Below are 8,657 nucleotides of genomic sequence, written 5' to 3' on the forward strand. Positions count from 1 at the left end.
CGCTCCGGCACCCGCGCCGAAGACCGTGTATGTCGCGCCGCCGCCGCCGAAAGCCGTCTACGTGGCCCCGCCCGCGCCGAAGGTCGTGTACGTCGCGCCGCCGCCGCCCAAGGTCGTCTACGTGACGCGCCCGCTGCCGCGCGTGGTCTATGTCGCGCCGCGTCCCGTCTATGTCGCGCCGGCGCCGCGCGCCGCCATCTGGGTTCCGGCGCATTGGGCCGGCGGCGTCTGGGTGCCCGCGCATTGGGCCTGATCGAACGTGACTCGGCATAAAAGACGTAAGTCCTTAATTAGCCGCCGCTTTTACCCGCATTCCCCTATCCGCTTTTCAACCACGCCGACGCGCTGCGTCGGCTGCCTCACGGAGTTCAGCATGAAGAAGATGATTGCCGCCCTTGTTTTGTGTATCGTTTCAGCAGCAGCGACGGTGCCGGCCACGGCCCTCGCGCAAACGACGTCCACGCCGCCCGGCGCGATCAACAGCGGACGACTCGAACGCGCGATGGCGCAGTTGCCCGCACGCTTCGCCCAGGCGAACACGAGCGGCGACGGCAAGCTCACGCGCGCGCAGGCGCAAAGCGGCATGCCGATGGTCGCGCAGCACTTCGACGAAATCGACACGCAGCACAACGGCTACATCACGCTCGCGCAGATCGAGGATTTCATGCGCGAACGCGCCGCCGCGGTGCGCTGACGCGCCCTTCAACCTACCCCCGCCGGAGGCGGCCGATGGACCAGGCAAACCGGATCATCGTGCTCGACGACGAAGCCGAGCTGCGCAACATGCTGCAACGCTTCCTCAGCGGACATGGCTTCGAGGTGCGCGCCGTCGCCGACGGCAAGCGCCTCGACCGCATGCTGCAACGCGAGCCCTACGACCTGCTCGTGCTCGACCTGATGATGGAGCCGGAAGACGGCCTGAGCGTCTGCCGCCGTCTGCGCGCCGAAGGCCACACCTTGCCGATCCTGATGCTCACCGCGAAAGGCGACGCCGCCGACAAGGTCATCGGCCTCGAAACCGGCGCCGACGACTATCTCGCCAAACCCTTCCTGCCCGACGAACTCGTCGCGCGCGTGAAGGCGCTGCTGCGCCGCCAGAAGATGGCGTCCGGCGAACCCACGGTCACCTCGCAGCGGCTGCGTTTCGGCGACTTCACCTTCGATGTCGGCCAGCAGACGCTCATGCGCGACGGCGTGCCGATCGAAGTCCACTCGGCGCAGATGCTGTTGCTGCACGCGCTCGGCTCGTCGCCGAACCGCGCCGTGAGCCGCGAAAATCTGCTCGCCCGCGCGCGCGGACGCGATCACAACGCGCTCGATCGCAGCGTCGACGTGCAGATCCTCCGGCTGCGCCAGATCGTCGAGGACGATCCCGCCAAGCCGCGCTTCATCAAGACCGTGTGGGGCATCGGCTACATGCTGGTGGCCGGCGTCGACACCTGACGCGCCCGCATGCGTACATCCGCCCAACCGCGCCGCTGGCTGCCGCGCTCGCTGCTCTCGCGCAACATCGTGCTGCTGGTGGTGCTCGTCGCGCTCACACAGGCGTGCTCGCTGAGCGCGCTGCTTCACTTCGTGCAGCGCCCGCGCATCGAGCGCGCGTCGATCATTTTCGCGGACTACGTGCGCATGCTCGACACCCTGCTCGCCGCCATGCCGCCCGACGAAGGCCGCATGGCCGCCGCGCGCATGAACGCGCATCGCAGCGCGCCCGCCGCAAGCACGGCGATGCCCGCGATCAGCCCGCTGCGCTTCTTCCGCACGTGGCAGCGCGACGTCTTCATCCGCTCGCTCACGCGCGATCTGCCCGCCGACATGCCCGTGCGCTGGGAAACCACCGACGAGGAGCGCCTCTGGATCCGCGTGCATGCGGCGGGCGAGCCGGTCTGGATCGCGCTGCCGATGACCGCCGACGCCCAGGCGAGCGGCATCACCACGGCGGTCATTCTGTCGATCGGGCTTGCGCTGCTCGCTGGTTTGACGGGCTGGCTGATCCAGCTGCATCTGAACCGGCCGCTGGCCGATCTCGCGGATGCGGCCCGGCGCGTGAGCGCCGGCGACGCGCCCGCGCCGCTGCCCACCGACGGCCCCACAGAAATCGCCGAAGTCAGCCGCGCCTTCAATCAGATGACCGACGCGCTCAGACAGGCGGAAGCGACGCGCGCGCTGATGCTCGCGGGCGTCTCGCACGACATCCGTACGCCGCTCACGAAGCTGCGCCTCGCGATTGCGATGGCGCTGCCGCGCGGCACCAATGACAGCCTCGTCGCGTCGTCCGAGGGCTATCTCGACCATATCGACACGATTCTTCAGCAGTTCATGGATTACGCGGGCAGCGGCGAACGCGAGGCGCCGCAAACGGGCGATCTGAACGCGCTCGCGGGCCAGCTCGTCGCCGAATTCACGGGGCTCGGGCACGAGTTCGACCTGGAGGAAGGCGACGTGCCGCCGTTCGCGTTCCGGCCCGTCGCCGTCATGCGCGTGCTGATGAACCTGATGCAGAACGCGGTGGTGTACGCGCGCACGGGCCTGCTCGTGCGCACCTGGCGCGACGGCGACGACGCCTGCGTGGCCATCTGCGATCGCGGGAACGGCATTCGCGCCGCGGAACTCGAGCGCCTCAAATTGCCGTTCAGCCGCGGCGACAACGCTCGCACGCATTCGGGCGGCACCGGCCTCGGGCTCGCCATCGTCGAACGCATCGCGCGTCTGCACGGCGGTTCGCTAACCTTTCACGACCGCGCGGGCGGCGGACTCGAAGCCGTCGTGCGGCTGCCGCTGAACCCTCAGACGAATCTCCGGACCGCCGCGCACGGATAAGCGCGACTGACTGGGGGCGAGCGCGACTCAGCGCAGGTGACATGAGTCGACATAATTTGCGCGTGGCGTCCGCGCGCGCCTTTGCCCATACTTGCACCCATGCGCTGAACGACGCATCGAACCGCAAGACACGCCAGACACCGCGCGCGGAACACGATGCCCTGCCAGCTCGAACGAAGCATTTCCGATAGTTCGCCATCCTGATCAATTCGCGAGTATCGGATCACTCACGCAATGCAGTATTCAGGCAACGGACATCGACATGAACTCGCTCCTTATCTCCCTCGTCAACAAGACCAAGCGCCTCGCGGGCGCCGTGCTGCTCGCCGGCTCGCTGTTCGCCTCGGGCTGCGCCTCGGCCGCGACGGCGTTGCAGGCAGCCGGTCCGCTGCCGCAAGTGCATGCGGACGTGATCTACGTATCGGCGTTCGAGATTTCGCCCGATCTCGTGAAGCTCGACGGCGGCATGGCGCAGAAGATCAAGTCGATGGCGAGCGGCGAATCGTCGGCGCAACAGCAGCAACAAACGGCGCTCGCAGCACGCGAAGCGCTCGCCAATGAGATCGTCGCCGAATTGCGCAAGCAGGGTTTGAACGCCGTGCGCGCCGATGGTCCGGTGCCCGCCGGACGCAACGCGATCGTCGTCGAAGGCCGCATCGACACCATCGACGCAGGCAGCCGTCGCCGCCGCATTCTGATCGGCCTGGGCGCGGGCAAGAGCGAAGTGGGCGCGACCATCGCCCTCTCGTTCGTGCCGGCCAACGGCGCGCCGCAAGCGCTCGCGACCTTCGAAGCGAAGGCGGACAGCGGCCATATGCCGGGCGTCGCCGAAACGGCAGGTGTGGGCGCAGCGGCAGGTCATGTGGCGGTGTCGGCGGCGGCAGGCGGCGGCTTGCACGGCGCGTCGGAAGCGAAGCACGACACCGTGACTTCCGATGCCGACAAGCTCGCCCGCTCCATCGCCAAGCAACTGGGCCAAGCCGCGCAGGAAAATGGCTGGATGCCGATCAGCAACGCAAGCTGAAATTGCGTCGATAAAAAAACGGCGGCGCTTTCATGCGCCGCCGTTTTTATTTATTCAGCCTGCTCGCGATAATGCGCGAACTTCGACGTCTGCCCAATACCGGGATTGAAGCAGTTGCACGGATCGAGCTCTTCATAAAAGGCCTTCAGCGCAGGCTTCGCGTGATAAAGATGCCCGACGTTGTGCTCCGCCGGATATTCGGCGCCGCGTTCATCGAGCAGTTTCCACATCTCGTGTTCGAGCGCGAGACAGTCGTTGCCTTTACGAACGATATAGTCCTGATGAAACACGTGACAAAGAAAATGCCCGTAATACAGCTTGATGGCGATGGGCTTTTCGACATGCGCGGGCAAGGTTTCGAACCAGTCGCGATCATTACGGCGCAAGGCAATATCGAGCGCAACGATATCCTCGACTTCCTGACCGTGCACAGCGCGATAACGCACCGCCGCGCCCGCCGCCGCGAAGCGATGCAGAAACGCCTTGCTGCCTTCTTCGTCGGTGCATTCGAAAAAATCGCCGCTTGCCTGCGAGAAATAGCGCTGCAAATAGGCACGCGTTTCATCGACGGTATCGGCGGACACCTTGAGCATCAAATGATGTTCGTAGCGCTGGCGATAATCCTTGAGGCGTGCGGGCAGATGGCTCGGAAACAGGCGGCTCAGCGCCTGCATCACGCGGTCGGTGAAATGCGCGGGCAGAAAGCCGAACCGCTCGAAGAACGCGTCGAAGCGGCTCTTGAGCGCGAACAGCCCCGGCAGTCGCTGCGTGCCGAGATGCTGGATCATGAGAAACATGTCCTTGCCGTAACGCTCGGCGATATCGAAAGCGTCTCGATGCAAATATTCGCCCGCAATCGGCAGATTCGACAGTTCCGTGAGCAGATAACGGCGCACGTCGGTGAGTTCGGACGTTGCGTTGGTGCCGATATAAAACACCTTCGCGCCCTTCTCGATGGGGAACGTATCGAGGCGCACCGCGAACACCATCACCTTGCCCGCCGATCCCGACGCCTCATGCAGACGCAGCGGATCGGCGTTGTAGCGCGCGGGCGTATCGGCATTGACGTCGCGCACGTGCTCGGCATAGTGCCGGTCCGACGCCGCGCCTGCATCGTGGCGAATCGCGTCTTCGGGCAGCTCGCCGCGATCGAGACGCGCGAGGATCTGCTCGGGCGTGTCGCCCAGCGCGATGCCGAGATGGTTCACGAGACTCAGCCGGCCTTGCGCATCGACCTGCGCATACACGCTCATTTCCGTGTACGCCGGACCGCGCCGCACCAGCGAGCCGCCCGAGTTATTGCAGACGCCGCCCATCACCGACGCGCCGATGCACGACGAGCCGATCACCGAATGCGGTTCACGGCCTAGCGGTTTGAGCGTCTGTTCGAGTTGATCGAGCGTCGAGCCCGGCAGGCAGACGACCTGCTTGCCGCCGTCAATCACATAGACCGTGCGCATGCGCGCCATGCTGACGATCACGACGTCGCGATCATAGTCGTCGCCGTCGGGCGTGGAGCCGCCCGTCAAGCCGGTATTCGACGCCTGCGAAATCACGATCGCGTTCGCAGCCATGCACGCTTGCAGCACCTGCCACTGCTCGACGAGCGAGCCGGGCCGCACCACTGCCGCCACCTTGCCCTGACCGAAGCGAAATCCGGTGCGATAACGCCGCGTGGCTTCGTCGCCGGTCAGCACATAGTCGCGGCCAACGAGCGATTGCAGCGAGGCGATGAGCGCCGGACGCGCGGCGTCGCGTTGTGCGCGCGACGCGACCGGTGACGGAGAAACAGTGGACATGCAAACAGCTCCTGGATCAAGGGCGAAAACACACTCGAAACGGGGCCTTCGCAATGCTTACAAGGATAAAGGCGTGCTGCGACGCCGTCCAATATCGAAAGCCCGCTCGATCAAGACGAAAAAGATATAGATCGTCCGGAGTCGCCTCAGGCGTGGCGCGACGCCTCGCGCACGATCCGCACGAAGTTCTGCAGCGTGGGCGCCTTCTCGCGCGAACGATAGACGAGCGCGATGGTCGTGTGCAGCGAGCCGCCCTTGAGCGCGTGATACGTCACGCCCTTCGCCTGAATCTGCCGCATCGAAGACGGAATCAGCGTCACGCCGAAACCCGCCGCCGCCATGTTCACGGTCGAGGAAATCTGCGGCGACTCCATGCTGATGACCGGATTGAAGCCCGCCGCATGACACGCGCTGATGATCGAATCGTAGAGATCCGGGCCAATGGGACGCGGAAACAGAATCAGCGGATCGCCTGCAAGATCGGCCAGATCGATGCTGCGGCGACGCGCGTAACGGTGGCGCGGCGGCAGCACGGCGAGCACGTCTTCTTCCACCAGCATCTGCGTGGCAAGACCCCGGCAATCGAGCGGCAAACGCACGAAAGCCGCGTCCACCTTGGCGTCGTTCACGCGGTCGAGCAGCACGGAACTGTTGCTCTCCTCGCAGCCGATCGTCACGCCGGGCCACGCGCTGCGAAAGCGCTGCAAGACCGTGGCGACGAGCGGATGAAACACAGTAGAGCCCGCGAAACCCAGAATCAGCCGTCCGCTTTCGCCGCGCCCGACGTTCTGCGCCTCCGCGAGCGCGAGGTCGGCGTCTTCGACGATGCGTTGCGCGCGCACGCGAAACAGCCGTCCCGCTTCGGTCAATTCCACGCGCCGCGAATGGCGGATAAACAGCCGCGTGCCGATTTCCTTTTCGAGCTTGAGGATTTGCTGGCTTAGCGGCGGCTGGGCAATACCGAGTGCGTTCGCGGCTTCGCTGAAATGCAGATGCTCGGCGACCGCGAGAAAATAGCGTAGCTGACGCAGTTCCATATCTTTTTCGTCTAGATCCGATCCGCGCAGTGTGGATCAGATCGGCGTGCGCGTCCATTACGCCGGATGGCGGATGACGAACGACGAACGGCGTCAGCCCGTGCCCATGCGCGTTTCGTCGACGAAGCGCTCAGTGGCGTCGTCGATCTTGCGGCCCTTGCGGCCGCTCGGGCCGTGAATGTAGACGGTTTTCATATCGATGCCCGACGCGCCGTGTGTGGAAGGCGGCGGCGACATGGCGTATTTCACCTCGCGTTCGTGATCGGCGAGTTGCAGACGCGGATCGAACACCGAGTTGAACTTCCACAGCATGCGCACGAAATTGGTCTGACCGCGCACGAGCAGATGCGCGGCCTGGCCCGCCGCACCGCGCAATGCGCTCCAGCCCAGATGTTTGCGATTGAGCACCTGCTGCGTGCGCACCAGTTCCGCGTAGAACTCGGGCAACGGCAGGCGCGTCGGCACCACGGCGTGCTGAATGTCGTAGAGACGATAGTCGAGGCTCGTGAGCGGCCGCGATTCCTGCTGCCAGTTTTCGGTACCCGGATACGGCGTGTTCACGCTGATATTCACGATCTCCGGAATCTCCAGGCACCATTGCCGAATGGTCTCGAAGCGGTCGTGATCCCAGTCCGGATCGGCGATCAGATTGACGGCCACGGTAATGCCCAGCGAGCGCGCGAATTCCAGCGCCTCGAAATTGCGGTCGAGACTGATGCGTTTGCGAAACGCCTTGAGCCCCGCTTCGTCGATGGCTTCGAGACCCAGAAACATGTACTTGAGTCCGAGCGATTCCCACGCGCGAAACACGTCCTTGTTGCGCAGCAGCACATCGCCGCGCGTTTCGAGGTAGTAGCGCTTCTTGATGCCGCGTTGGCGGATCGCATCGGCGATCGCCATGCCGTGTTCAGCGTGCACGAAGGCTACATCGTCGACGATGAAGACGCCCGGCTCGCGCAGCGCGGCGAGTTCTTCCACCACCACTTCGGGGCTGCGCGTGCGATAGCTGCGCCCGTAAAACGTCCACGCACTGCAGAACGTGCAGTCCCACGGGCAGCCGCGCGCGAACTCGATGGACGCGCACGGATCGAGCGTGCCGATGAAGTATTTGCGCCGATGCCGCAACAGATCGCGCGCGGGACGCACGGGATCGAGATGCTCGACGAAGCGCGGCGGCGGACCGGAGCCCTCGCGCGTGACGACGCCCGCCACGCTCAACAGGTCGCCGCCCTGCGCCACCACGGCGAGCAGATCGTTGATCGACGCTTCGCCCTCGCCGCGCAGAATGCAGTCGATCGCGCCCTCGGCGTGACGCAGCAGATCGCGTGCCGTGAACGACACGCTGTGGCCGCCCACGAACACGAAGCACGACGGCAACGCGGCCTTCACGGCTTTCGCGAGATCGACGATTTCGGGAATGTTCGCCAGATAGTTGCCCGAAAAGCACAGCGCTTCGGGTCGCCAGTTGCGCACGCGGCGCATCAGGTCGCGATGCGTTTCGACCTGGAGGTCGAGCAGTTGCACCTCGTGGCCCGCATCGCGCGCCGTGCCCGCGACCGATTCGAGACCCAGCGGTTCGAGCCGCAGGAACACGCGCGTGTACATCAACCCGCTCGGGTGGACGGCAAGCAATCTCATGAAGCCTCCTTGCACGACGCGCGTCACGCGCCGGCCTGTTGCTCGATGCTGGATGCCTGGCACTGCCACGTGCGAGTCTACGCGCGTTCGCGCGAGCGCGCTTTCAGGCGCGCCGCTTCCTTATCTGCCCTTTATCGTTGCTTCGTGGTCGCTTCGTGATTGCTTTCTTATCACCGCATCGCGCACTCAAAAACTGCCGACCAGCGAGCCCAGCACGATCACCACGGCCAGTGCGATCAGCGCGCCGACGATGCTCACCACCACCAGATCGCGATAGCTTTCGCGATGCGTGGAACCGCACACGGCCAGCAGCGTCACCACCGCGCCGTTGTGCGGCAG

The 8,657-nt window shown here is 65.0% G+C and carries 7 protein-coding genes and 2 pseudogenes; 5 read left to right on the forward strand and 4 right to left on the reverse strand.

Translation table 11 applies throughout. The annotated features are described in order from the left end of the window. The 5 genes and pseudogenes from G3N97_RS33190 to G3N97_RS33210 all read left to right on the forward strand — a co-directional run. A pseudogene (locus G3N97_RS33190) lies at nucleotides 1–253 on the forward strand (hypothetical protein); the annotation flags it as partial. 120 nt (nucleotides 254–373) lie between these two features. Continuing rightward, on the forward strand, nucleotides 374–694 hold the full coding sequence (locus G3N97_RS33195) for an EF-hand domain-containing protein (protein WP_205997132.1): 321 nt from the start codon (nucleotides 374–376) through the stop codon (nucleotides 692–694). Nucleotides 695–729: 35 nt separating this feature from the next. Further along, nucleotides 730–1,443, forward strand: a complete 714-nt coding sequence (locus G3N97_RS33200; protein WP_205997133.1) for a response regulator — start codon at nucleotides 730–732, stop codon at nucleotides 1,441–1,443. A gap of 9 nt (nucleotides 1,444–1,452) precedes the next feature. Beyond that, nucleotides 1,453–2,820: an ATP-binding protein gene (locus G3N97_RS33205; protein WP_205997134.1), complete on the forward strand. Its 1,368-nt coding sequence runs from the start codon at nucleotides 1,453–1,455 to the stop codon at nucleotides 2,818–2,820. A gap of 262 nt (nucleotides 2,821–3,082) precedes the next feature. Further along, nucleotides 3,083–3,844 carry a DUF4410 domain-containing protein gene (locus tag G3N97_RS33210; protein ID WP_205997135.1) on the forward strand — a complete coding sequence of 254 codons (762 nt, stop codon included), beginning with the start codon at nucleotides 3,083–3,085 and terminating at the stop codon, nucleotides 3,842–3,844. A gap of 50 nt (nucleotides 3,845–3,894) precedes the next feature. On the opposite strand, the gene dld is transcribed toward G3N97_RS33210, so the two are convergent. The 4 genes and pseudogenes from dld to G3N97_RS39775 all read right to left on the reverse strand — a co-directional run. After that, nucleotides 3,895–5,643: a D-lactate dehydrogenase gene (dld, locus tag G3N97_RS33215; RefSeq protein WP_205997136.1), complete on the reverse strand. Its 1,749-nt coding sequence runs from the start codon at nucleotides 5,641–5,643 to the stop codon at nucleotides 3,895–3,897. A gap of 146 nt (nucleotides 5,644–5,789) precedes the next feature. Continuing rightward, nucleotides 5,790–6,680, reverse strand: a complete 891-nt coding sequence (locus G3N97_RS33220) for a LysR family transcriptional regulator (RefSeq protein WP_205997137.1) — start codon at nucleotides 6,678–6,680, stop codon at nucleotides 5,790–5,792. A 93-nt stretch (nucleotides 6,681–6,773) separates the two neighbouring features. Continuing rightward, nucleotides 6,774–8,318 (reverse strand): hopanoid C-3 methylase HpnR, encoded by a 1,545-nt coding sequence (gene hpnR / locus G3N97_RS33225; RefSeq protein WP_205997138.1) that lies wholly within the window; start codon nucleotides 8,316–8,318, stop codon nucleotides 6,774–6,776. A gap of 186 nt (nucleotides 8,319–8,504) precedes the next feature. Further along, a pseudogene (locus G3N97_RS39775) lies at nucleotides 8,505–8,657 on the reverse strand (GntP family permease); the annotation flags it as partial.

This window comes from Paraburkholderia sp. Ac-20347, assembly GCF_017104805.1.
Classification (GTDB): domain Bacteria; phylum Pseudomonadota; class Gammaproteobacteria; order Burkholderiales; family Burkholderiaceae; genus Paraburkholderia; species Paraburkholderia tropica.

Bases quoted from the DNA above. Each gene is read 5' to 3' on its own strand.
- G3N97_RS33210 (WP_205997135.1), top strand. From the start codon at position 3,083: ATGAACTCGCTCCTTATCTCCCTCGTCAACAAGACCAAGCGCCTCGCG.
- hpnR (WP_205997138.1), bottom strand. From the start codon at position 8,318: ATGAGATTGCTTGCCGTCCACCCGAGCGGGTTGATGTACACGCGCGTG.
- G3N97_RS33200 (WP_205997133.1), top strand. From the start codon at position 730: ATGGACCAGGCAAACCGGATCATCGTGCTCGACGACGAAGCCGAGCTG.
- G3N97_RS33195 (WP_205997132.1), top strand. From the start codon at position 374: ATGAAGAAGATGATTGCCGCCCTTGTTTTGTGTATCGTTTCAGCAGCA.
- dld (WP_205997136.1), bottom strand. From the start codon at position 5,643: ATGTCCACTGTTTCTCCGTCACCGGTCGCGTCGCGCGCACAACGCGAC.
- G3N97_RS33220 (WP_205997137.1), bottom strand. From the start codon at position 6,680: ATGGAACTGCGTCAGCTACGCTATTTTCTCGCGGTCGCCGAGCATCTG.
- G3N97_RS33205 (WP_205997134.1), top strand. From the start codon at position 1,453: ATGCGTACATCCGCCCAACCGCGCCGCTGGCTGCCGCGCTCGCTGCTC.